At 70.0% G+C, this 20,537-nt stretch carries 18 protein-coding genes; 8 read left to right on the top strand and 10 right to left on the bottom strand.

Annotated features, from left to right (window positions below):
* Positions 1 to 104 precede the first annotated feature (104 nt).
* Both ACTIGN_RS30900 and ACTIGN_RS30895 read right to left on the bottom strand, forming a co-directional pair.
* On the bottom strand, positions 105 to 2,090 hold the full coding sequence (locus tag ACTIGN_RS30900; protein WP_439631208.1) for a protein kinase domain-containing protein: 1,986 nt from the start codon (positions 2,088 to 2,090) through the stop codon (positions 105 to 107).
* 47 nt (positions 2,091 to 2,137) lie between these two features.
* Positions 2,138 to 2,743 (bottom strand): RNA polymerase sigma factor, encoded by a 606-nt coding sequence (locus ACTIGN_RS30895; protein ID WP_439631206.1) that lies wholly within the window; start codon positions 2,741 to 2,743, stop codon positions 2,138 to 2,140.
* 355 nt (positions 2,744 to 3,098) lie between these two features.
* On the opposite strand from ACTIGN_RS30895, the gene ACTIGN_RS30890 reads away from it, so the two are divergent.
* Positions 3,099 to 3,653, top strand: a complete 555-nt coding sequence (locus ACTIGN_RS30890; protein WP_439631204.1) for a hypothetical protein — start codon at positions 3,099 to 3,101, stop codon at positions 3,651 to 3,653.
* Between the two features lie 175 nt (positions 3,654 to 3,828).
* Complete coding sequence (locus ACTIGN_RS30885) at positions 3,829 to 4,650, top strand: sugar phosphate isomerase/epimerase family protein (RefSeq protein WP_439631202.1); 822 nt, start codon at positions 3,829 to 3,831, stop codon at positions 4,648 to 4,650.
* A 94-nt stretch (positions 4,651 to 4,744) separates the two neighbouring features.
* Here the strand turns inward: ACTIGN_RS30885 and ACTIGN_RS30880 are convergent, their stop codons facing one another.
* Entirely contained in the window at positions 4,745 to 5,182 is a 438-nt protein-coding gene (locus tag ACTIGN_RS30880; RefSeq protein WP_439631201.1) for a hypothetical protein, read from the bottom strand.
* A 283-nt stretch (positions 5,183 to 5,465) separates the two neighbouring features.
* Here ACTIGN_RS30880 and ACTIGN_RS30875 point away from each other — a divergent pair, with 283 nt between their 5' ends.
* The 5 genes from ACTIGN_RS30875 to ACTIGN_RS30855 all read left to right on the top strand — a co-directional run bounded on the left by ACTIGN_RS30875 (position 5,466) and on the right by ACTIGN_RS30855 (position 11,844).
* Entirely contained in the window at positions 5,466 to 7,034 is a 1,569-nt protein-coding gene (locus ACTIGN_RS30875; protein WP_439631199.1) for a serine/threonine protein kinase, read from the top strand.
* A gap of 294 nt (positions 7,035 to 7,328) precedes the next feature.
* Entirely contained in the window at positions 7,329 to 8,960 is a 1,632-nt protein-coding gene (locus ACTIGN_RS30870) for a protein kinase domain-containing protein (protein ID WP_439631197.1), read from the top strand.
* Between the two features lie 115 nt (positions 8,961 to 9,075).
* Positions 9,076 to 9,582, top strand: a complete 507-nt coding sequence (gene accB / locus ACTIGN_RS30865; RefSeq protein ID WP_439631195.1) for an acetyl-CoA carboxylase biotin carboxyl carrier protein — start codon at positions 9,076 to 9,078, stop codon at positions 9,580 to 9,582.
* A gap of 121 nt (positions 9,583 to 9,703) precedes the next feature.
* The gene (gene accC, locus ACTIGN_RS30860) at positions 9,704 to 11,059 is read left to right on the top strand and encodes an acetyl-CoA carboxylase biotin carboxylase subunit (RefSeq protein WP_439631193.1); all 1,356 of its coding nucleotides are present in this window, start codon (positions 9,704 to 9,706) and stop codon (positions 11,057 to 11,059) included.
* Positions 11,060 to 11,199: 140 nt separating this feature from the next.
* On the top strand, positions 11,200 to 11,844 hold the full coding sequence (locus ACTIGN_RS30855; RefSeq protein ID WP_439631191.1) for an HAD-IA family hydrolase: 645 nt from the start codon (positions 11,200 to 11,202) through the stop codon (positions 11,842 to 11,844).
* A 121-nt stretch (positions 11,845 to 11,965) separates the two neighbouring features.
* Here the strand turns inward: ACTIGN_RS30855 and ACTIGN_RS30850 are convergent, their stop codons facing one another.
* Complete coding sequence (locus ACTIGN_RS30850) at positions 11,966 to 12,364, bottom strand: hypothetical protein (RefSeq protein ID WP_439631189.1); 399 nt, start codon at positions 12,362 to 12,364, stop codon at positions 11,966 to 11,968.
* 209 nt (positions 12,365 to 12,573) lie between these two features.
* Between ACTIGN_RS30850 and ACTIGN_RS30845 the strand changes: the two genes are divergently transcribed.
* Positions 12,574 to 14,031, top strand: a complete 1,458-nt coding sequence (locus ACTIGN_RS30845) for a hypothetical protein (protein ID WP_439631187.1) — start codon at positions 12,574 to 12,576, stop codon at positions 14,029 to 14,031.
* Positions 14,032 to 14,072: 41 nt separating this feature from the next.
* On the opposite strand, the gene ACTIGN_RS30840 is transcribed toward ACTIGN_RS30845, so the two are convergent.
* The 6 genes from ACTIGN_RS30840 to ACTIGN_RS30815 form a co-directional block, all read right to left on the bottom strand.
* Positions 14,073 to 14,579 carry a prepilin peptidase gene (locus tag ACTIGN_RS30840; RefSeq protein ID WP_439631186.1) on the bottom strand — a complete coding sequence of 169 codons (507 nt, stop codon included), beginning with the start codon at positions 14,577 to 14,579 and terminating at the stop codon, positions 14,073 to 14,075.
* A gap of 231 nt (positions 14,580 to 14,810) precedes the next feature.
* Complete coding sequence (locus tag ACTIGN_RS30835; RefSeq protein WP_439631184.1) at positions 14,811 to 15,245, bottom strand: hypothetical protein; 435 nt, start codon at positions 15,243 to 15,245, stop codon at positions 14,811 to 14,813.
* A 92-nt stretch (positions 15,246 to 15,337) separates the two neighbouring features.
* Positions 15,338 to 16,270 (bottom strand): ATP-binding cassette domain-containing protein, encoded by a 933-nt coding sequence (locus tag ACTIGN_RS30830; RefSeq protein WP_439631182.1) that lies wholly within the window; start codon positions 16,268 to 16,270, stop codon positions 15,338 to 15,340.
* 146 nt (positions 16,271 to 16,416) lie between these two features.
* Positions 16,417 to 18,816, bottom strand: coding sequence for a hypothetical protein (locus ACTIGN_RS30825; protein WP_439631180.1), 2,400 nt, complete (start codon positions 18,814 to 18,816; stop codon positions 16,417 to 16,419).
* Between the two features lie 35 nt (positions 18,817 to 18,851).
* Positions 18,852 to 19,151: a MazG nucleotide pyrophosphohydrolase domain-containing protein gene (locus tag ACTIGN_RS30820; protein ID WP_144953930.1), complete on the bottom strand. Its 300-nt coding sequence runs from the start codon at positions 19,149 to 19,151 to the stop codon at positions 18,852 to 18,854.
* Positions 19,152 to 19,232: 81 nt separating this feature from the next.
* A complete protein-coding gene (locus ACTIGN_RS30815; protein WP_439631178.1) occupies positions 19,233 to 20,432 on the bottom strand; it encodes a hypothetical protein in 1,200 nt (399 codons plus the stop codon).
* Positions 20,433 to 20,537 lie beyond the last annotated feature (105 nt).

The raw sequence follows: 20,537 nt of genomic DNA, 5'->3' as shown, positions 1-20,537 counted from the left end.
AGCGCCGAGCGAGGGTCAGCGTGGAGCCACGCGCGGCGCTCGGGCGCGGACCAAGTCGAACCCAACAGAGCCGGTATGACGCGCCCGCTCGCCCAAACCCTCGCTCACTTCTCGGTCGCGGGGAACGGCGGCGCGCCGGCCGCGATCCACCGGCGCACGGTGTCGATCTCCTCGGGCGTCATCCGCGGGCGGCTCCGCGGGGGCATCAGGAGCGGGTCGCGGGGGGCGGCGACCAGCAGGTAGTAGAACTCGGACTCGTCCGGGTTCCCGGGGACCACCACCTTCCGCGTCTCGGTCAGCAGGTTGTGGTCGAGCACGAGGATGCCGGCCCGCGCGTCGCCGTGCTGGTGGCACTCGTAGCAGTGCCGCACCATGATCGCCTTCACCTCGGCGGCGAGTTCGGACCGCGGAACGACCGGCGGGGTCGGGTTCTCGGGGTCTTCGGGCGGGAACGGCGGCGCGCCGCCCGCGATCCACTCCTGCAAGATGCCCAGTTCGAGCGACGACACCCGCGGCAGCCGCAGCTCCTCCTCGCGGGGCGGCATGGTGCCGTCGGCGATGCGCTGGATGAGCCGCGACTGCTCCGGGTGCCCGGGGACGACGTTCTTGCGGTTCGGGTCGAGGAGCGAGGCGCGGTCGAGCGCGAGGAAGTGCCGGTCCACCTTGTCGGGGTTCGCGCCGTGGCACTCGTAGCAGTGCCGCTGGAGGATCTCGCGGGCCTGCGGGGCGACCGCGACCGCCCGCGCCCGCCGCCGCTCGGTGGCGACGTAGTCCCCGCCCCAAACCGCGACCGGCGCGAGGCCCAGCCCCGCGACGAGCGCGACGAGGACCGGCCGGCGGCGGCACCACCGGAGCGCCCGCACCGCCCGCGAGTGCGACCGCGCCGCGACCGGCCGGCCCGCGAGGAACCGCCGCAGGTCGTCGGCCAGCGCCTCGGCCGTGGGGTAGCGGTGCCGCGGGTGCTTCTCCAGGCACTTGAGGCACACCGCTTCGAGGTCGCGCGGCACCGCGGGGCGCACGGACCGCGGCGGCTCCGGCTCGTCGCTCATCACCTTCCGCAGCGTGCCGAGAACGGTGCCGGCCTGGAACGGTGGGCGGCCGGTGAGCGCCTCGTACAGGATCGCGCCGAGCGCGTACACGTCGACCGCCGGGCCGCTGGTGCCGCCCTCGCCGGCGGCCTGCTCGGGGGCCATGTACGCCGGCGTGCCGACGACCTCGCCGGTCGCCGTGTGGTTCGAGTCGGCCCCGAGCCGCTTCGCCAGCCCGAAGTCGGCGACCTTCGGCGTGGGTGATGGGGGATGGGAGATGGGGGATTGGGAAGAAGACACGGGCGGGTGACCGACGAGGTCTTTCCCATCCCCCATCTCACATCCCCCATCACCCGAGAGCAGGACGTTTCCCGGCTTCAGGTCGCGGTGGACGACGCCGCGGGCGTGGGCGTAGTGGACCGCACGGGCGAGCACCTCGACCACGGCGGCGGCGGCCGGCGGCGCGAGCGGCCCCCGTTCGAGCACGGTCGCGAGCGTGCCGCCGGCGAGGTACTCCATCGAGAAGAACGAGTGCCCGTCGACCTCGCCGACCTCGTGGATCTGCACGATGTGCGGGTGCTGGAGGTGCGCGATCGCCTCGGCCTCGGCGCGGAACCGGGCGAGGTTCTTCGGCCCGGCCCGGAACCCCGCGATCATCTTCAGCGCGACGACCCGCCGGAGCTTCACCTGCACGGCCCGGTACACGATGCCCATGCCGCCCTGGTCGATCACGTCGAGCAGCTCGTAGCCGAGCGGGAGGAGCTTCTCGGCGAGGTGCGCCGGGACGAGCGCCGGCGCGTCGGTGCCGCTCGCGTTCAGCCCGAGGCTCAGCAGCGCCTCCATCGACTCGAACGCCTTGACCCGCTGGGTGAGTTCGCCGACCAGTTCGGGGTGGTGCTCGCACAGTTCGCCGACCGACGCGGACAGGCCGCGCCGCCGGCGGTCCTGCCAGCGGAGGAGCAGATCGTCGATCACGTCGGCGGTGGACACCGCGCACCCCTGCTCGTTCGGAGTTTCGAGTTCAACGTTGCCAGCAAGAGCCCCCTCGCTCGCGCTCAGCATTCGCCCGGCCGCCTCCAACTTTGAACTTTAAACTTTGAACTCGAAACCTACGAGAGCGGTTCCCCGTTGCGGAGCCGGTGCAGGCCCAGGAGCGCGGCCTGCCACCGGCGCTGGACGGTGCGGAGCCCGACCCCGAGCACGTCGGCCGCTTCGTCCTGCGTGAGCCCCTGGTAGAACACGAGGCCGAACACCTCGCGCGGCTCGTCGGGGAGCGCCGCGACCTGCTCGTGGAACTCGCCCCAGTCGGCCAGCGCCGCCGGCTCGTGCGGGTCGCGGGCCGCGGCGTCGGCGGGGCGGCCGTCGGTGCTCTCGTGGTGCGCCGCCGCGTTCTCGGGGCCGGCGTAGTGCCGGGCGAGGTCGATCAGCTCGCGCCGCACCTGCGTGGTCGCCAGGGCGTAGAAGTCGCGGGGCGTCGCCGGCCGCACCTGCTCCAGCGCCCGGCACAGGCGGATCAGCGCGCTCTGGAGCACGTCGTCGGTCTGCGACCACCGGCGGACCCGCGGGTAGTCGCGGAGCATCCGCCGCGCGAGCGCCCGGAGCCGCTCGCCGGCCAGCGCGATCAGCTCGTTGAGCGCCGCCGCGTCGCCGCGGCGGAACCGCGACAGGTGCTCGCGGAGGACGGTGTGGGTCGTGTTCGTGGGGCCGTCCGACATGGAGCAGCACTCGGCGGGCGGACTCTCAATCCGCTATTTGACTGAACTTCATCTTAGCCCGGCCGCGGCCGCGAATCAAGGCGACGCCGGGGCGACGCGGGGTTAAGAAGACCCAGAAGGCCCAGGGTTGGCACCCACGGACCCAGGGTTTACACCCTGGGCTACGCACTGTCGTCCCTCCGGGACTCAAAACCCACCAACCGGCCCGAGCCCCCGGAGGGGGCGACAGTGCGTAGCCCAGGGTGTAAACCCTGGGTCCGTGGGTGCCAACCCTGGGTCCGTGGGTGCGAACCCTGGGGCTCCTTGGTGCCAACCCTGGGGCTGGGTGCGAACCCTGGGTCGGAGGAACAACTTGATGTCGCGACTGTGGCTCGTGTTCGATGTCGAGAGCGTCGGCCTGCACGGCGAGGGGTACGCCGTCGCGTGGGTCGTCGTGGACGGTGCCGGCCGGGAGCTGGAGGCCCGCCGGGAGGCGTGCCCGGTGGGCGAGGCCCGGGGGTACGACTCGGGCCGCGCGTGGGTCGGGGCCAACTGCCCGCCGCTGCCGCCGACCCGCTCGACCCCGTCCGAGATCCGGCACGAGTTCTGGGCCGCGTGGACGAAGTGGAAGGCGCAGGGGGCGGTCCTGGTCGCCGACTGCGGGTGGCCGGTCGAGGCCCGGTTCCTCGCGGCGTGCGTGGACGACGCCCGCCCGGCCGTCCGGAGCGGGAAGGCGATGGCCGAGAGCCCCCGCGACTTCGGGGGCCCGTTCCCGCTCCACGAACTCGCGTCGCTCCGGTACGCGCTCGGGCTGAACACCTGGGACAAGACCCGCCGCCCGACCGAACTCCCCGAGCACGACCCGCTCGCCGACGCCCGACTCTCGGCCCGGCTGCTCGTCGAGGCGCTCCGCGCCCGGCCCGGCGGCTGAGGTCGGGTCGGATTCGTCGGTGGTTGGCGGGCCGCCACGGAGGGCGGCCCCTACAAACCAAACACGAACGGTCCGGTAGGGGCCGCCCTCCGTGGCGGCCCGCGTGAGGCAAGCGACTCAACACCGTACGGCTACTGTCCTCTGCCCACTCTCTACTCCTCACTGCGAACCAAACATGAAACTCGGCCTCATCAACTCGGCGTGGGTCCAGGCGGGCCGCGGGACCGCGTGGGGCATCCGGCAGACGAAGGCGATCGGGTTCGACTCCATCGACATCTTCGCCGACCCGCTCGACACCGACGCCAGGGAGCGGAAGCTGATCCGCACCGAGTGCGAGGCGGCCGGGCTGCCGGTCGTGAGCGTGGCGTGCGTCGCGGTCGGGCTCATCGACTTCAACCCGAGCGTGCAGCGGTTCCACCTCGACCGGTGCAAGGCGTACCTCGACTTCTGCTACGAACTCGGCGCGCGGAACCTGCTGCTCGTCCTCGGCGAGTACATCTGGGACCGGCAGGTGATCCCGCCCGCGGAGCAGTGGGCGACCGGCGTGGGGCACCTCGAGGCGCTCGGCGACCACGCCGGCGGCCTCGGCCTGGAGATCGCGCTGGAGCTGGAGCCGTTCAAGCTCTCGCTGCTCAACGACGTGCCGAGCATGGTGCGGTTCCTCGACGACGTCGCGCACCCGGCGGTGAAGGCGAACATCGACGTGAGCCACCTGCTCCTGGCCGGCTCGCGGCCCGAGGAACTGCGGCTGTTGAAGGGGAAGGCGGCGCACGTTCACATCAGCGACTGCGACGGGAAGGTCCACGGCGACCTGCCGCCGGGCCGCGGGGTGGTGGACTTCGGGCCGTACCTGCGGGAGATCGCCGCGCTCGACATCGGCGCGATGAGCATCGAGCTGGAGTACTCGCCGGAGCCGGAGAAGATCGCGGAGTGGGTGACCGAGGCGTACACCGCGACGGACCGGCTGATGCGCGAAGCAGGAATCACGCGAGGATAAATTCGAAGCACGAAGTACGAAATCCGAAAGGAAGACACCCGACGCGGGCTCTTCCTTTCGGATTTCGTACTTCGAATTTCGTGCTTACTCAGGATCAGTGGTTCAGGAACGTGTCGTAGTGGCAGCCGTGGTACTTGGTGCCGAACGGCTGGGCGAGGGGCCACGTCGGGCACCCGCAGTCGCCGCACCCGGCGCGGCCCCGGCCGTGGCCGGTGCCGCACACCCCGTTGCCGCACGGGTCGAAGAACGAGCTGCTGTTCCCGAAGATGAACGCGGCGCTGGCCCGGGCGCTGCCGGCCCCGTTGTTGTTGATCGTGCCGTACTGGCCGTACGGGGCGTACTGGTTCGTGGCCGGGGTGCCGCAGCTCGCGCACCCGCCGCTGCCGCGCATGTGGATCACGCCCGACGCCGGGACCACGCCGGCGGCCGCCTTGGCGGGCGCGGGGGCCGCCTGGGGGGCCGGGTACTGGGCCGAGGCGGCGCCGGCGAGCGCCGCGACACCGATAACCGCCGCGAACAGTTGACGACACATCCGTTGCATCTTGTGACCCTTCCGAGGTTGGGATAAGCCGCTACCGAGCGGCCCTTATCGGATCGGAGGGGCGGGGCGGCCGGCATCGCCCGGAACGCGAATGTCGCGCGGCCGGGCCGCGTTTCGTGTCGCGTTGGGCCGCGGGCACCGCATGAGCCGGATCGGCCGCGGCGGGCGGTCCGGGCGGGGCTCCCGACTGTGCGGGTTGTGCGGGCGCGCCGCGGCGGCAGAAACCCTCCGACCGCCCGTGTCCCCGCCGCCGCCGGGCCTTAACATAAGCCGCATGACCGGGGCACGCGTCGGCAACTGGTACCTGGAAGCCGAGATCGGCCGCGGCGCGGCCGGGGTGGTGTACCGCGCCCGCGGCTACGACGACACCGACCGCAGGGCCGCCGTGAAGGTGCTCACCGCGCCCGGCACCCGCGACCCCGCGTTCCTCCAGTCGTTCGCCGCCGAGATGCTCCCGCTCCAGCGGCTCGACCACGTGAACGTCGCGAAGTTCTACGACAGCGGCACCCACGGGGGGCTGGCGTTCGTCGCGTGCGAGCTGGTCGAGGGGACCGACTGCGCCCGGGCGCTGGAGGCCGGCCGGCGGCCGTGGCGCGAGGTGCTCTCGGTCGCGGTGCAAGCGGCCCGGGCGCTCAAGCACGCCCACAACCGCAACGTGCTGCACCGCGACCTGAAGCCGGCGCACTTCGTGCTCGCGGCCGACGGCACCCTGAAGGTGCTCGGGTTCGGGCTGGCGAAGGTGGTGCCCGCGGCCGCCGGGCCGCAGACCGCGATCGGGTCGGCCGCGTACGCCCCGCCCGAGGCCGCCAGCGGCAAGCCGCTGACCCGCCGCAGCGACTTCTACGCGCTGGGCGGGGTGCTGTATACTCTCGCGACCGGCCGGCCCCCGTTCGCCGCGGCCACCCAGGTCGAGCTGATGCACAAGCAGTGCTACACGCTCCCCGAGCGGCCCGGGATGCTGGTGCCGGACCTGCCCGCGGAACTCGACGAGTTCGTGTGCGTCTTACTCGATAAGAACCCGGCCCGCCGCCCGGCGACCGCGGCCGCCGTTCTGGAGGAACTCGAGAGGATCCGTGGTAAGCTGGAGCGCAAGGGCGAGACGGTCGAGTGGCCCGCGAAGGTGACCCCCGACACGGCCGAGGTCGCCGCCCTCCCGGCGCTCGGGGGCGAGCGCACCGGGGACGAGCCCGAGCCGCGGACCCGGCCCCTGCTGTCGCGGCCGCTCGTGGTGTTCCCGGCGCTGGCGCTGGTCGCCGCCGCGCTGGTCGCGGCGTTCGCGTGGCCGAGCCCGACCGCGGCCGAGCTGTACTCGCAGGCCCGGCCGCTGCTGGAGTCCGACGACCCCGACGACTGGGAGCTCGCGGTCGCGCGGTACCTCGACCCGCTGAGCCAGAAGTACCCGGACCGGTACGTCGAGGAGGTGGCCGCGGCGCGGGCCCGGGTGCGGGACCGCCGCGACCTGAAGCGGGCGGTCGCCGAGGGCTCGCGGACCGACCCGCAGTCGGACGCCGAGCGGGCGTACCTCCGCGGGCTGCGGCTGGCCCAGGCCGGCGACCCGGACGCGGCCCGGCGGACGTGGCGGGCGGTGGCGGAGGGGTTCGGGCCGGTGGCCGCCGAGGCCCGGTGGGTGGACCTCGCGCGGGCCGGCCTCGCGGCGCTCGACAAGCCCGAGGCCCGCGGCACCCGGCCCCCGCCCGACCGCGCCGGGCTCCGGGCCGCGCTCGACGACGCGACGCGGCTCCCCCCGGACCAACGAACCGCGTGCCTCCGGGCGCTGGCCGACCTGTACCGCGACGACCCGGCGGCGCTCGACCTGATCCGCCCCGCGGCGGGCACGAAGTGAGGGGTCGCGGGTCCGAGCCCGATCGAGGGGGGAGCGAAAACCCGCGCTCGGCGGGTGAGGGCAACAAAGCATTGGCTCCCTTTCTTGCCCTCTCCCCTCGCGGGAGAGGGTGCCGCGAGTCTTCGAGCGGCGGGTGAGGGGGCACGCGATACCAGTTGTGTGGCCTTCCCCCTCATCCGGCCGCGAAGCGCGGCCCCCTCTCCCGCGAGGGGAGAGGGGTGAAAACGCGATCGGTACCGGTTCCCGACTCCCGACCACTGACTCCCGATCCCAGACTCCCGGCGCTTCCCAACAATGGCCACTCCCATCACGTCCGTCTCCGACTTCTGCGGCCTCCTCGCCAAGAGCCGGCTGCTCCCGGCCGACGAGGTCGAGGGCATCCACCGGCGGTGGCGCGACGACAACCGCGGCGACGACCAGGTGGACCAGTTCCGCAAGTACCTGATCTCCCGCAAGTTCCTGACCGACTGGCAGGCGCACATGGTCCAGCGGGGCCGGGCCGACGGGTTCTTCATCGGCGCGTACAAGATCATGGACCGGATCGGCAAGGGCCAGATGGGCGGGGTGTACAAGGCGGTCCACACGCTCGGCCAGCTCGTCGCGCTGAAGATCCTCCCGTCGTCGAAGGCCAAGGACCAGCACGTCCTCGGCCGGTTCCAGCGGGAGGCCCGGCTCCTCACCCAACTCGACCACCCGAACGTGGTCCGGTCGTACCAGTTCGGCGAGAGCAACGGGGTCCACTTCATCAGCATGGAGTTCCTGGAGGGCGAGACCCTCGACGAGGTGCTGACCCGGCGGAAGCGGCTCCCGGTCGGCGAGGCCGTGCGGCTCATCCACCAGGCGCTGGGCGGGCTCCAGCACCTGCACGAGAAGCGGATGGTCCACCGCGACCTGAAGCCGGCGAACCTGATGCTCGTCCCGTCCGGCGCGCCGGCCCCCGCGGCCCGCGACCGGGACGCGGACACGACCTGGGACGCGACGGTCAAGATCCTCGACATCGGCCTGGGCCGCGAGCTGTTCGACGAGAACGTGCCCGAGGGGCAGATCGAGACCCAACTGACCGTCGAGGGGTCGGTGCTCGGCACCCCGGACTACCTCGCCCCGGAGCAGGCCCGGGACGCCCGCAGCGCCGACGTGCGGGCCGACGTGTACAGCGTCGGGTGCGTGCTGTACCACTGCGTCGCGGGGCGGCCGCCGTTCCCCGAGACGAACATCATGACGCAGATGCTGAAGCACGCGACCGAGCGGCCGACCCCGCTCGCGGCGCTGGTGGCCGACGCGCCCACCGGGCTCCAGGCGGTCCTCGACCGGATGCTCGCGAAGCGGCCCGACGACCGGTACCAGACCCCGGCGGAGGCGGCCGACGCGCTCAAGCCGTTCGTCGCCGCCGGGGCCGCGCCCGCCGCGGCGTCGGTCGTCCCGGCGTACAAGGAGTGGCTCGAGAGCGAGTCGCAGTTCGAGCCGAGCGAGAAGATGCCCCCGATCAGGACCGGGACCGGCGCGAGCCCGCGGGCCGGGAGCGGGGCCGTGCCGGCCGCGCCGGCGAAGCCCGCCAAGCCCGGGACCGGACCCGCGCCGGCGGCGAAGCCGGGCGCGTCCCCGGCCGCCCCGCAGCGGCCCGGGTCGGGGGCCGTGGCGAAGCCGTTGCCGCCGCGGACCGGGACCGGGAAGGTGCCCAAGGCGGCCCCGCCCCGCCCGGCCCCGGAGGAGATCGAGGTCGAACTGGTCGTCGAGCCCGTCGCCCCGGTCATGTTCGCGCCGCCCGAGGTGGTGTACCCGCCCGAGCGGCCGCTGTCCGACCTGGACCGCCGCGACTGGTCGATGCTGGCCCTCGGGGCGACCGGGGTGCTGTTCGCCGTCGGTCTCGGGTACGGCCTGGCCCGCCTCGTCCGCAAGAAGCAGCCCGACGACGCCGAGGAGCAGTGACCGGGGCGCGGCCGCGGCCCCCGTGGTTCGCGGTTGGACACGCCCAGCGGGAACCGTAGACTACTCCCGCACCCCGGCCCACGCGCCGGGCCAATCCTGCCCTCGGAGGAGCGCGGTGGCCGACGACAAACGGGACACGCCCCGGCCGTTCGACGTGACGACGGTCGAGTACCTGTTAAAGTTGATGACCGAGCACGACCTCGCCGAGGTCGACCTCACGGAGGGCGAGCACCGCATCCGGCTCCGCAAGGGGTCGGCCATCCCGGGCCGCTACGTCGCCGGGCCGCCCGCCGCGTACCCGGCCCCGCAGCCGGCCGGCCCGGCCCCGGCGGCCCCACAGCCGCCCGCCGCGGCCCCACAGCCCGCGGCCCCCGCGCGGAACCTGCTCGAAATCAAGTCCCCGATGGTCGGCACGTACTACTCGAGGCCGAAGCCGGACAAGCCCGACTACGTCGCACTCGGCTCGGCCGTGCGGCCCGACACCGTCGTGTGCCTGATCGAGGCGATGAAGCTGTACAACGACATCAAGGCCGAGGTGTCCGGGAAGGTCGCCGAGGTGTGCGTCAAGAACGGCGACTTCGTCGAGTTCAACCAGGTGCTGTTCCGCGTCGAACCGGGCTGAGTCTTCACGTCGTCAAGTCGTCAGGTCTTCAAGTCCAGACCCCGGACCGGGCGTCCGGCGGTGCTTGTCTCCCTGACTTGACGACTCGAAGACTTGAAGACCTGACGACTCAGGGTTCCCCATGTTCAACAAGATTCTCGTCGCGAACCGGGGCGAGATCGCCCTGCGGGTGATCCGGGCGTGCCGCGACCTCGGCGTCGAGGTCGCGGTCGTGTACTCCGAGGCCGACCGCGGCGCGCCGTACCTCGAACTCGCGGACCAGGCCATCTGCATCGGGCCGCCGGTCTCGTCCGAGAGCTACCTGAAGATCCCGCGGCTCATCGCGGCCGCCGAGAAGGCCGGGGCGCAGGCGATCCACCCGGGCTACGGGTTCCTGTCCGAGAACAGCAAGTTCGCCGAGCAGTGCCGCGAGTCCGGGATCGAGTTCATCGGCCCGCCCGTCGAGGCGATGGACAGGCTCGGGAACAAGGACAAGGCCAAGGTCGTCGCGAAGGCCGCCAAGGTGCCGACCGTCCCGGGCAGCGAGGGGCTGCTCAAATCGGACGAGGAGGCGATCCACTTCGCCCGCACGGCCGGGTACCCGGTGCTCATCAAGGCCGCGGCGGGCGGCGGGGGCCGCGGGATGCGGGTCGTCCGCGACGAGGCCGGGCTGCTGCCCGCGATCGCGTCGGCCAAGGCCGAGGCCGAGGCCGCGTTCAAGGACGGCAGCGTGTTCATGGAGAAGTACCTCGACCGCCCGCGGCACGTCGAGGTGCAACTGCTCGGGGACAAGCACGGGACCGTGCTGCACCTGTTCGAGCGGGACTGCTCGCTCCAGCGGCGGCACCAGAAGCTGGTCGAGGAGTCCCCGTCCCCGCGGCTCCCCGCGAAGGTCCGGGCGCAGATGTGCGAGGCGGCCGTGCGGCTCGCGAAGGAGGCCGGGTACTACTCGGCCGGCACGTGCGAGTTCCTCGTGGACCAGCAGGACAACTTCTACTTCATCGAGGTGAACGCCCGGATCCAGGTCGAGCACCCGGTGACCGAACTGGTGACCGGCGTGGACCTGATCCGCGAGCAGATCCGCGTCGCGGCCGGCGAGAAGTTGCGGATGACGCAGGCCGACATCGTCCAGCGCGGGCACGCGATCGAGGTGCGGATCAACGCCGAGGACCCGGACCACGACTTCCGCCCGAGCGCCGGCACGGTGACGACGTGGCGGCCGCCGGGCGGCCCCGGGGTCCGGCTCGACACGCACGTCGTCACCGGGTACCGCGTCCCGCCGAACTACGACAGCATGGTCGCGAAGCTGCTGGTGTACCAGCCGACCCGGGCCGAGGCGTTCGCGGTGATGCGGCGGGCGCTCCGCGAGTTCAAGGTCGAGGGGATCAAGACCACGATCCCGATCCACAAGACCATCTTCGACACGCCCGAGTTCATCGAGGGGAACGTGGACACCACGTTCATCGAGCGCGTCCTGATGCCCGCGAAGAAGGTGTGACCAATAGTTTCGAGTTTCGAGTTCAATGTTCAAAGTTGGCGGCCCGCCTGTCTTGGAACATGAAACGTTGAACTCGAAACTCGAACCAGTCGGGACGACCTGCTCGCGACCCCGTGAGCGCGGGGTGCCGGAGGCCCGAAATGCCCTTCAAGCTCGTGATCTTCGACTTCGACGGCACCCTCGCCGACTCGCTCCCGGTCGCCGTCGGCATCTTCAACCGCCTCGCGCCCGAACTCGGCCACCGGCCCATCGACGACCTCGCCGCGGCGCGGTCCATGCCCACGCGGCAGTTCCTGCGGCACCACGGCGTCTCGCTGTGGCGGCTCCCGCGACTCGTGCGCCGCTACCACGCAACGGCCGCGGGCGAGGCCGACACGCTGAAGCTGTTCGCGGGTCTACCCGAGGCGCTGGCGGCGCTGCGGGCCGGCGGCGCGCGGCTCGGGGTGCTGTCGTCGAACCGCGAGGACAACATCCGCCGGTGCCTGCGGGCCAACGGCGTCGAGGAGCTGTTCGCGTTCGTGGTCGGCTACCCGAAGCTGTTCGGGAAGGGGAAGGCGCTGCGGCGCATCCTGAAGGCCGAGCGGCTGAACGCGGGCGACGTGTTGTACGTCGGCGACGAGGTGCGGGACGTGGAAGCGGCGCAGTCGGCCGGCGTGGCGGTCGCCGCCGCGACGTGGGGCTTCCACGCCGAGGCGCTCCTGCGCGAGAGCCGCCCCGACTTCGTGATCGCGACCCCGGCGGAACTGGCCGCACTCGTCACAAGCCCGCGGGGCGAGGAGGGCTAACGGCGTACGGCTCAACTCAGCAACCCGGCTCGCGCCAGGCGCGGCTACCCAATCCCAGAAGCGAATCAGCGAACCGGGTCTGCTGCGGCGGCTGATTCGGCCTGCCTCCGCTGGCGCTGGGCTACCGAAAAAACTCATCCAGCCGCTGCCGGTACGCTACCCGAACCCGAGCCGCGAAGTACGACCCGGCCGGCAAGCTAATCTCTCCCAGTAGGAAGGCCCGGGCGGCCTCCGTGTTGGCCCGGCACTCGGCGATCATCCACGCCCATGACGAGTCGTCGCCGTCGAGTTGTCCCACCCCCTGGTAGTCGGACCACCCCTCATCCGTGGTCGGCAGCGTCGGCAGGAACGCCACAAGGGCCGCCCGCAGGTTGTCTGGCAGCAATCCCACGTACTCTGACGCAAGCGCCGGCTCAACGCAGAAGAACAGGATATTCGCGCACGCCTCTTCTGCGGTGAGGATACCACGGCGGTGGTATTCGCACGACCGCAGGGCGTCGCGACGCCGGTGTTCGTCCACGCGTCATCTCCTGGCCGAACCTGCAATTCGCTCGGTCCGCCGATTATCCCAGACCCTGCCGGTTCTGCAAGCGATCGTGGCGCGGGCCGCGCCCGCCCCGCGGGCCGGCGGTGTTGCTCGCCGGGTCGCGGAGTGACACCGCGGTGTCACACGTTCGCGGCGGGCGGGTCGTCGGTGGCGGGGTGGGGAAATCGTGATATCTTTGTGGCATGTCACAAGCGACTTCCCCGCGGCAGCGACTACTCTTCGGCCTGTTTCTCGTCGCGCTGCTCCCGGCCGGCGGCGCGCTGAACCCGTGCCTCGACGTCGATACGTGGTGGCACCTCCGCGTCGGGCAGTTCATCGTCACGGAACGCGAGTTGCCGACGCACGACCCGTTCTCGCAACTCGGGCAGCGCGAGCAAGTGCCCTGGTTCGCGTACAGTTGGCTCTACGAACTCGGGCTGTACGGCGCGTTCCAGGCCGCGGGGTTCGGCGGGATCGTGGTCGGTCGGTGCCTCCTCGGTGCGCTGAGCTTCTGCGGCATCGCGTGGGTGCTCTTCCGGCACGCGTCGAACAACTGGCTCGCACTCGGAGCGCTCGCACTCGTGACCGTTGTGCTGCTGCCCCTCGTGGCCGAGCGCCCGTGGCACGTCACCATCTTCTTCACCGCACTCACGCTCCACGCGGTGCTCTCCGTTCGCGACGGAACGCCCGCGTGGCGGTTCCGCTTCCTGCCGCTCGGGTACGTGCTGTGGGCGAACGTCCACATTCAGTTCGTGCTGGGCTTCGCCTTGCTGGGGCTCGCGTGGGCCGCGCTGCTCGTCGACCGCGCCCGCACCGGCGACCGCACGAAGGACGCGCCGCTGTTGGAGCTGTTCCTCCTCGGACTCGCGTGCACGCTGGCGACGCTCGCCACGCCGTTCCACGTCCGGCTCTTCGTCGTGATCTGGGAGTACGGGACGCAGACCGGCGTGCTGCGGCTCGTGACGGAACTGATGCCGCCTGACTTCGCGAACTGGTGGAACTGGCCGCTGCTCGTCCTCGCGCCCGCGGCCGCGCTCGGCATCGCCCGCCGCGGCTACCCGCTCGGGGACGTGCTGCTGCTCGCGGCGGGGCTGGTCTTCAGCTTGCGGATGCAGCGCGACGTGTGGTTCGGCGCGCTGATCGCCGGCACGCTCGTCGTGCGGAACTTCGAGTTCCCGACCAAGAGCGACGTGAAGATCACCGCCCGGGAAATCGTGCCCGTGTTCGTGCTGGCGGTGCTGCTGATGCGCGGGTTCTGGGAGGCGGGCGGTTCGCAGGGGCGAACGTTCGCCTCGGAGCACGAGAAGGCGTACCCCGTGGGGGCCGCGGAACACGTTCGGCGGCACGCGCTGCCCGGCCCGATGTTCAACACGTTCGACTGGGGCGGCTACCTGATCTGGACGCTGCCGGAGTACCCGGTGAGTGTCGACGGGCGCACGAACCTCTACGGCGAGGCGCGCCTCGACCGCTGCATGCTCACCTGGATGGCCCGGGACTGGGAGCTCGACCCGGTGCTGCGCCAGGCCCGCCTGGTGATCGCCCCGCAGCGCACCGCAACGGAAGCGACCCCGCTGACGGAGGCGCTGCGTCACTCTCCGCAGTGGAAACTCGCCTACGAGGACACCACCGCCGTGGTGTTCGTGCGGGCCGCGTCGCCCTGAGGTCGGTCCGCCATAATGCCGCGGCTGGGCCGGCGCGGCCCCTACGCCCAGGAGAGCGCGACCGCAGCGCCGGCGACCGATCCGAGGGAGAGCGGCACCTGGGCGGGCAGACGCGACCACCGCAACTCGAACTCGGGGCGGTCGGTCCGGCGGCGAGCCGCGACCACACCAACAACGCCGAGGGTGAGCGAGCCGGCCACACCGGCCGCGATGGCGGCCGCCGCGGTCGTGCCGAAATCGGCGGCGCACCCGAGCCACGCCCCGAACGCCATCTGGGCCTTCACGCAGCCGACACCGAGGACCCCGCGCGACGCCCACGGGATCAACACCCCGAACCCGATCACCGTCGCCGCCAGGGACGGGCCGAGCCCGCCCCGGAGCGAGAGTACCCCGGCGCTGGCGAGCGCACCGACGACCCAACCCGTGAGGACGCCGCCGAGCGTGAGCCAGTTGGGGACCGTCAGGGTGCGGGCGTTGATCGCCGCAGCGACCCCGAGGAGGAGGGCGGCGGCCCAAACCGGCCATGCGTTCGTTGCCAGCAGGTCCATACAGTCAGGTCTCCGTCACCGTGTACGTGAGCAGGTCGTCCAGCAGGCTCCCCCGGGCCTTGCCGTTTCCGCAAGGCCTCGCGGGCCGGCACGGATCTGGCCTTCCACGCTGAGGCGCTCTTGCGCGAGAGCTGTCCCGACTTCGTGGTCGCGAGCCGGGGGAATTGGTCGAACTCGTGACACGCCCGCAGGGCACATGTACCCTTGGTCGAGTGGTGCGGTTGGTTAGACTCACGCGCCGTCGCACCAGTAGTCTCGCGGCCACACTCGGTCCGGTGGTTGACCCAATTGCCACTTCACGTACTCGGGCGGTGGGTGACCGATGTCGATGACGTGTTCTGCCCGGAACGGCACCTCGGCCCCGAATCGCAGGTACACCCGGTCGGACCGTTCGAGGGGCGCCGGCTGGTTGTCCAGGATGCCGATGTAAGTGTCTCCGACGCGCTCGGCTACGACCACCCACATGCGTTCCGAATGCACCCCGACCGATCCATCGTCTTCATAGGCCTCAATGTGGAACACCAACTTCGCCGCGTCGCCTCGCTTGAGGCCGCGCCGTTGGTCGAGCGGGGGTAGCCAGAATGTGTCTGGGTACCGGCGAGCCAACTCTTCGCCGGAGTCGAGTTGCCAGTAATCACGCTCGAATGTGGCAAGCCGCACCGCCATCCGCCACACCCTCGGCCGCCAAACGTGTGATGACACCCGTGAGCCGATTATCCCAGACCGTTCCAATGCGACAAGCGATCGTGCGGATGCGATCAGCTCGTGATGCCCTTGGTGATCTCCATGAACACGTTTTCGAGGTTCACTTCCTTCTCCTTGAAGGCGCGGAGGCGGAACCCGGCGTGGACGAGGCGGTCGGGCAGGAACGTGCCGTCCTCGCAGCCGTCCTTCAGCCGCACGTCGAGCGCGTCGGCCTTCGGGTCGGCCTTCACCGACTCGACCTCGGGGAACTCGCGGATCTTCGCGGCCGCCTCCTCGTTGCGGTCGCCCACCGACACCGTGAACACGAAGTTCCCGCGGACCTGCTTGATCGCCGCCTCGACCGTGCCGTTGAAGATCAGCTTGCCGCGCTCGATGATCCCGATCTTGTTGCAGATGTCGGCCAGTTCCGGGAGGATGTGCGACGACACCATGATCGTCTTGTTCATCTTCCGCAGCTCCTTGATCAGCTCGCGCATCTCGATGCGCGCCCGCGGGTCGAGGCCGCTGGCCGGCTCGTCGAGGAGCAGCACCTGCGGCTCGTGGAGCAGCACCCGGGCCAGGCCGAGCCGCTGCGTCATCCCGCGGCTCAGGCTCGTGACCAGCGCGTCGCGCTTGTACTGCAGGTCGACGAGGTCGAGCACCTGGTCGACCTTCTTGCGGCGCTCGGGGCCGGTGATCCGGTACGCGGCGGCGAAGAACTCGAGGTACTCGGTCACCTTCATGTCGTCGTACACGCCGAAGAAGTCCGGCATGTACCCGATGGACCGGCGGATCTCCTTCGACCCGGTGTAGATCGAGTGCCCGCACACGGTCGCCTCGCCCCAACTGGGGTTCAGCAGCGTGGCGAGCATCCGCATCGTGGTGGTCTTCCCGGACCCGTTCGGGCCGATGAACCCGTACACGTCGCCCTTGTCCAGCTTCAGGGTGAGCCGGTCCACGGCGAACAGGTCGTTGTACTTCTTCGTCAGGTCGCGGCACTCGATCACGGTTCGCTCCGCTCACTCGGGAGTGTTTAGTATTTGAGTGTTTAGTGTTTAGTTAGGGCCATCACCCGTTGCGCCGCCCGCCGTCGAGGCGAGGGACGAAACACTAAACACTCAAACACTAAACACTCAAACACTAAACACTCTTCCTATCGGATCGGCAAATACACCCGCACCCACGTCTCCTGGCGGCCGGTGCCGGGGATCGGGGTCCGCTCGCCGGTGCCGGGGAGCCGCCGCAGCCACAGCCGCGACGCGGCCCCGGGGCCGGACAGCGCCTCCTCCGCGGGCGTCCCCGAGGGGGTCGTGGTGCGGCCGACGAGGATCACCTCGTCGCGGTGCTCGGGGGTCAGCCGCCAGCTCTGGTCGAGGCGGCGGACCGAGGCGTTCCGCGGAACGGTCCCCTCGCCGTACCCGAGCGCGGCCTCGTGGAACAGCACGCCGTACGGCGGGACCGCCCCGAACGCGACCGGCTGCGCGCCGCCGGCAACGCCCCCGCGGGGGCCGGTGTAGTTCGGGGCGCGGCGGAGCAGGTCGTCGAGCCCGCCCTCCTTCTGGAGCCACTGGGCCGCGGCGGTCGTCTTGTCCCACACCGGCCGCACCGCCTCGCCGGGGCGGATCGTGCCGCCCGGCAGCGGGTACGCTTGACCCGCATAAAAGAGGACGCAGTCGGACAGCACCGGGGCGGGGAGGTTGAGCGTGAACGAGCCGATCACCTTCGTCGGGTCGCCGGGCGGGTGCGTCAGGTCGGACTTCGCGACGGCGGTCGCGGACGCCGGGTCGAACCGGCCGCTCCAGTTCGCGCCGAACGCCTTCGTGCCCCACACCTGGACCGGCACGCCCTCGAGCGCGTCGGCGACCGCCTCGGCGTCGGTGTGGTACTCGTACTTCCGGCGCAGCAGGCTCGCGCGGCCGCCCCGCGGCGCGCCGACCCAGCTCACGGCGGTGCCCAGCTCGGTGTCGCCCCACCCGGCCCCGGGGGTGACGCCGACGGTGTACGTGTCGATCCGCGGGCTGAACACCGCGAGCCACGTCGTGCCGTACACGCGGCCGGTGGCGGGGTCGATGTCGACCACGTCCACCTTGTTCACCTTCAGGTCGCGGCCCTTGAGCGAGTACGCCGAGTAGTACGCCGCGAGGCTCACCGTCAGCACGATGACCGGGAACGTGATCCAGGTGAGTTCGAGGCGGCCGAGGACGCGCTTGAGGAAGTAGTACTCGACCGGGCCGATGAGCAGCAGGTACAGCACGATGAGCACGGCGACCCAGCCGAACGACACGACCGGCACGCCGTCGAACGTGTCGAGGTGGGTGCGGAGCGCGACGGCGGCCTCGTCCTCGTCCTCGGTGAGCGCGGCGCTCGGCTGGCGGGGCTTGCCCTCGCCGGACGCGCGGTTCGCGCCGCCCTCGTACAGCACCCAGTCCCAGAACTCGGGCCGGGCGGTGATCTCGGTGAACGGCGCGCGGTCCAGGTCGAGCCCGACGACGGTGACCCGCCCGAGCCCGTACGCGGCCTGCCCCGCGACCACGTCCTTCGTCGGGGCGGTGGGGTCGGGGGGCGGGATCAGCACGCGGGCGGCGCGGCCCGGCTTCGCGGCCAGCGCCGCGACCGGGAACGGCTGGTTCGGTTGAGCGATGTCCCGGGTCATCGCGCTCGTCTGGCTCCCGGCCCGGGTCGGCCACACCAGGCGGAGCCTCCCCACCGTGCGGGTGCCGGTCACGTCGAACGGGAGCACCTCGCGGAGCGCCGGGAGCTGCGCCACGATGCCGGCGTTGCCGCCGACCGTGACCACCAGCCGCCCGCCGCGCCGCAGCCACTCCAGCAGCGCGGCCCGCTTGGCCTTCTCGGCCGGGCCGCCGGTCTCGCCGAACAGCTTCTGGAGGAACGCCTCCGAGCCCGCCCCGGTGTTCAGGACGACGAGGTCGGCCCCGTCGTACCCGATCCAGCGGTCGGGGAGCTGTGCGACGTCGGTGATCGCGGTGAGTTCGACCCGGCCGCCGCGGAGTTCGACCGACTGCTCGGACGCGCCCGGCGACTTCGGCAGGTCGAACCCGGGGTAGGGCGCGCCGAGCGTGAGGACGACGTAGGTGAGCGGGTCGCGGGGCCGCAGGGAGCGGACGCGGTACGGCTCCGAGAGCGGCCGGCCGTCCCTCGTGCGGACGGTGACGGTGACCTCGCCGACGCCGGCCGGCCGCACGTACCCGACGCACCCGACCTCGGTACCCGCCAGCTTGCCGACGGGCGCGCCCGCGAGGTTGAGCGGGACCGCGAGGGTGGTGGTGATCTCGTCCGGGTCGGCCGCCTCGACGACGAGTTCCGCGGGCTCCGAGATGGTCGCGCCGAGTTCGAACTCGACGTACACGGGAGCCCAGGCGGCGAACTTGGCGACGTGCGCCGCCGCCCCGGTCTCGTCGCGCTCGACCGCCTTGCCCCCCGGCGGGAGCCCGACGCGGGCCGCGGTGACCTTCACGGGCGGCTCGGCGGCCCCGGCCGACGCGGCGAGGACGAGAGCCGCCGCGAGTGTGGTCCAGAGTCGCGGGTGCGTCATCGGGTGCTGGGTGTGGGAGGTGGGTGGGACGCGGGTCACGGCTTCGCGCCGCCGCACACGCACGGGCTGGCGAGGCACTTCGGGCACCCGCCGCCGTACTTCCGGGCGACCGCGTCTTCGAGGTCTACGCCGGCGATGTTCGCAAGGGTCGCGAGCCACGCCAGAACGTCGGCGAATTCCAGCGCGAGGTTGTCCGGGTCCGAGCGGTCCCGGAGCGCCGCCGACAGCTCGCCGACCTCCTCCATGAACCACATGAAGGTGCCCTCGACGCCCCGGCGGGCGTCCTTGGCCCCGAACAGTTCGCGGATCCGCGCTTGTAACTCGGTGAGCGTCACGCGGGGATTTTAGCACGCCGGGCGGGCGCGTCCAACGGCGAGAGGGACGGCCACTCGCCAAAAGTTTGAGGCGAGGGGCGACTATGGCTTTTTTCTCGGCCTCTTTGCATTGCCGTTTGCTGGCTTGGGTGCAGGGGGCGGAACGGCTGGGAGAGGAGAAGGTGGGGGTGGCGGAGCGGCCGCAACAATTGGCGTCGGACTGATCACCACTGGCGGAGAAGACTGAGTGGAGTGATGATCTGCTGTGACTTCGGCAACGGCCCTACCGGGCGAGAAATCGTTGTATCTCTCCAATTCACCATCAAAGTGGGTGCGAATATTTGCAACTTTTAACTTGATAGAATCGATGGACCCATCCTGCATTCCAAACCCAACTGCAAAAATCGAAACGAACAAAGTTATAAGAGAAACGGTCGAAAGCAATTCAAGACAGAATACTGTTTTGGCAAATAGGGAGAGGGGGTCACTTCCGGCTAATGGTGAAGTTGTAAGCACACTGATACTGTAAAGTAAACATTCGTAGAAGTTCGAGGAAAGTCCATGATAATGCTCTTCCCCAAGGCGGGCAAGCGACGAATAAACCGAAGCAAAGGAAAGCACAGTCACCCAGAATAGGAACCCAAAATACAACACGAATGCCGCGGTAATTGTAGAGGCAACATGCTTTTCGAGTCGATTCAGAATCGGCGATAAGAATGTATACACTGATCGCAGATTCTCCATGCCTTTCTTGATCTGTTCGGCTGTTTGCTCATCTTTGGTTTTTCCTTTAAATTGCACGCACAACGCGTGCAATAGATGTGCGATAATATCAATCGGTTTCATCGGATTGATAGCCCATCGGATCGCATTTGCAATGAGCAGTGTGTTGATGAATATTATAACGCAAGAAAGAATTTCAATCCAAATCTCGGATTCCATTGTGGCGAGGACTAAAACTGCAATAACAACAATCGCGAGATACAACGGCGAAAGATACGGCGAAGAGATACGGTTTAGGGCCCGGTATATGCCGTTGAAACGATTATAGATACTTCTCAGAATGATGGTGACGATTACAGCAGGGAAGAACACCAAGTAGAGCCCGTAATGGCAAGCTTTAACTGGCCTCTGTGTGAGCAGATGATATGCGCCTATTGCGAGCGGATATCCGATTGCCCAAAGTATTTGGGGTGGGAGGGATTCGGGTGAAAAAATTCTCCAAATTGCTTCAATCGTCCAGGTCCATGCCACGAAGCCAGGAAATCGCCAGAACGCCCACGTATTGAAGGCCTGCTTCACAGCATCCTCTGAAAATGACTCGTGTTCAAAAACTGAGACGTATTGGCCAATTGGTCGCACTCGGCAAGGTCGCCGAGCAGGATCAAGACTTTATTTTAGATCAAA

This window comes from Gemmata sp. (genome assembly GCF_051859125.1).
Taxonomy (GTDB): Bacteria; Planctomycetota; Planctomycetia; order Gemmatales; family Gemmataceae; genus Gemmata.
Note: the sequence above shows the minus strand (reverse complement) of the source record. Positions and strands in the feature narration are given on the sequence as shown.

Bases quoted from the DNA above. Each gene is read 5' to 3' on its own strand.
- ACTIGN_RS30885 (WP_439631202.1), top strand. From the start codon at position 3,829: ATGAAACTCGGCCTCATCAACTCGGCGTGGGTCCAGGCGGGCCGCGGG.
- ACTIGN_RS30825 (WP_439631180.1), bottom strand. From the start codon at position 18,816: ATGACGCACCCGCGACTCTGGACCACACTCGCGGCGGCTCTCGTCCTC.
- ACTIGN_RS30845 (WP_439631187.1), top strand. From the start codon at position 12,574: ATGTCACAAGCGACTTCCCCGCGGCAGCGACTACTCTTCGGCCTGTTT.
- ACTIGN_RS30840 (WP_439631186.1), bottom strand. From the start codon at position 14,579: ATGGACCTGCTGGCAACGAACGCATGGCCGGTTTGGGCCGCCGCCCTC.
- ACTIGN_RS30895 (WP_439631206.1), bottom strand. From the start codon at position 2,743: ATGTCGGACGGCCCCACGAACACGACCCACACCGTCCTCCGCGAGCAC.
- ACTIGN_RS30880 (WP_439631201.1), bottom strand. From the start codon at position 5,182: ATGTGTCGTCAACTGTTCGCGGCGGTTATCGGTGTCGCGGCGCTCGCC.
- ACTIGN_RS30855 (WP_439631191.1), top strand. From the start codon at position 11,200: ATGCCCTTCAAGCTCGTGATCTTCGACTTCGACGGCACCCTCGCCGAC.
- ACTIGN_RS30835 (WP_439631184.1), bottom strand. From the start codon at position 15,245: ATGGCGGTGCGGCTTGCCACATTCGAGCGTGATTACTGGCAACTCGAC.
- ACTIGN_RS30870 (WP_439631197.1), top strand. From the start codon at position 7,329: ATGGCCACTCCCATCACGTCCGTCTCCGACTTCTGCGGCCTCCTCGCC.
- ACTIGN_RS30890 (WP_439631204.1), top strand. From the start codon at position 3,099: ATGTCGCGACTGTGGCTCGTGTTCGATGTCGAGAGCGTCGGCCTGCAC.
- ACTIGN_RS30875 (WP_439631199.1), top strand. From the start codon at position 5,466: ATGACCGGGGCACGCGTCGGCAACTGGTACCTGGAAGCCGAGATCGGC.
- accC (WP_439631193.1), top strand. From the start codon at position 9,704: ATGTTCAACAAGATTCTCGTCGCGAACCGGGGCGAGATCGCCCTGCGG.
- ACTIGN_RS30900 (WP_439631208.1), bottom strand. From the start codon at position 2,090: ATGCTGAGCGCGAGCGAGGGGGCTCTTGCTGGCAACGTTGAACTCGAA.